A 2,152-nucleotide genomic window follows, 5' to 3' on the forward strand; every position below is an offset into this window, starting at 1 on the left:
TCACGATGATATCCAGAGTATTTATTTGCTATATAAAGAACCGACTTGGGCGCCCTGAACCGGGCTTGTTCAACAACAGGATAAGTCGCGGCAAGCGCTACTTATCCTTATTCGTTAGGCGTTTCATATTCGGGTAACCCTCGCAATCGGTTTATTATCAATATTCTTTCTGCGCTCTCGGATTGACTCACCCATGATTTCCAAATCTCGTATTCCTTTTAAACTTGAAGCCGTAGAGTATGGAACAGCTCCATCTGGGGACATGCCTCGGCAATTTACTCCGACAACAAATCCATTAGAGTTGAAAACAGGACCGCCACTAGCTCTGCCTTCTACTAATATTGTTGAGCGGAATGCTGGTCCTGGTGTTTGCCAAAAACCAGTATGCGAAACCTCCTCGACCTTACCTAACTCCCAGTGATTCCTATACTGAATACGTTGGATTTCCTCTCCATTTTGTTCTTCAATTTCGTGAATTAGCGTATGTGAAAATGCAAATGAAGCCATAACTTCATTTATTTCAGGTTGTAGTTCCATAATGCTTACGATGGGATGATCCAGATCACCCATTGCTACTTGCCCCAATGCTATATCACGACCCTCTGGTCTAATCATAATCTCTGAAAAATCAAGATCGTGTTCTCGTCCTTCAGAATCAATATATAGCACCCAGTAGGTATCACCTTCGTCATAATTGATCTCAAACACATGTGATGCAGATATGAATATGCCTGTTGGCGCAATAAAGAACCCTGTACCTGCAAGCACTGATTCTCGATCAATTTTTCTCTGAAAAATGGGGAATATACATTTTTCATAGGGATCGATGAATTCATATTCATAACGATCGACTACACCACAACGCAATCGGGGTTGATTGATACTCTCTTCTGTTGGGTCAACCATGTTTACGCCTAACGCCAGTAGCAAAGGCGAGCGTTAGCGAGTCCAGTCCGCGCTTTTTTGCGGGCGATTTTGCCTACCTTTGTTAAATTTTTGCTATTCAAGCTTACCTAACTCTTGTAATGCTGCTCTAAATTCATCAATAGAGATCGGTTGAGTATCCATATTTAGCTCTTCTGGCAGTATGGGGGGGAACCATTCAGCCAAGCACTGATTCCAGCCTGAAAAATCAGGAGGGCCAAAAGAGGAATCATTGAAACAACCAAGGGCTAAAATACGCATTTTTTCACCGAATAGCTCATTTGCAAATTGGCCAGTTGAAAACACAAAACTTCCGCAGTCAGGACAAAAATGACAAATGACTTTTCGTTCGCCTACTGCTTCGCGAGCATATGTATTAAGTCTACCATGAACAGTAGTTTGGCTTTCTTTAAAATAAATTTGGAAGCTCGTAGGCGTTCCTGTTCTTCGTTGGCAGGTTTCACAGCTGCATTGAACATGAAGTGAGTGATCTCCTTCACAATCTACTGACAATTGACCACACTGACATTTTGCAGTCTTCATAGTATTCTCCAAGAATTTAACGCCTCAAACACCGGCGCAGTTTACTGCGTCCGAGTGCTTTGACTTGTTAGAGCTGACTCGGGAACGCCACGCGACCTAAGTAGCACTTTGATTTCAGAGAGCATTTTAACGCTGTCATTGTATCCTTGCTCTCTCCATTTTCTTGTTTCTTCGTCATCACCTTCTACAGGTTTTGCCCAATCAGGACTAAAAACCATTGGATGCTCTTTTCTGTAATCTGCCATTAAGTCTACGTATCTATCTAGACTGGATGTCATTTCTGGCATGAAATACTCGGAGAGTAATTTATTACCTGACTCTTGGTACATGACGTATCGATGTAGCCCAGAATCTATATTCAACTCAAATAAATGAATAACACTTTCAAGTTTGTCTTTTTCGATTGATGCGAGTTGGTGGCGCGATAATGCGCCCTGAACAATTTGTTCAAGTAAACCTAGATTATTGATGCCTTCCTTGAATCCGTAATAGGTGCCACCAGCAAAGCCTATTAATGAAAATAATATTGCTGTAATTAATAGCGCGATTTTATTCATAATGTGCTCTAACGAGCCCGTAGAAAAACAGCTTTCAGATTTCGTTTATTCACAGGCCGATACTCTCTGTTTCAACTGCTCACCATTTAACCAAATCCATTCAACATAATCACATTTTATGCGAATGA

At 41.4% G+C, this 2,152-nt stretch carries 3 protein-coding genes; all 3 read right to left on the reverse strand.

Annotation, left to right across the window (positions count from 1 at the left end; translation table 11 throughout):
* Positions 1-123 precede the first annotated feature (123 nt).
* Positions 124-906 (reverse strand): S1 family peptidase, encoded by a 783-nt coding sequence (locus ACVBEJ_RS14495; protein ID WP_447130348.1) that lies wholly within the window; start codon positions 904-906, stop codon positions 124-126.
* Positions 907-999: 93 nt separating this feature from the next.
* Positions 1,000-1,467, reverse strand: coding sequence for a GFA family protein (locus ACVBEJ_RS14500; protein WP_447130349.1), 468 nt, complete (start codon positions 1,465-1,467; stop codon positions 1,000-1,002).
* 41 nt (positions 1,468-1,508) lie between these two features.
* Positions 1,509-2,024, reverse strand: a complete 516-nt coding sequence (locus tag ACVBEJ_RS14505) for a hypothetical protein (protein ID WP_447130350.1) — start codon at positions 2,022-2,024, stop codon at positions 1,509-1,511.
* Positions 2,025-2,152: the final 128 nt, after the last annotated feature.

It is taken from the genome of Porticoccus sp. GXU_MW_L64 (assembly GCF_052983295.1).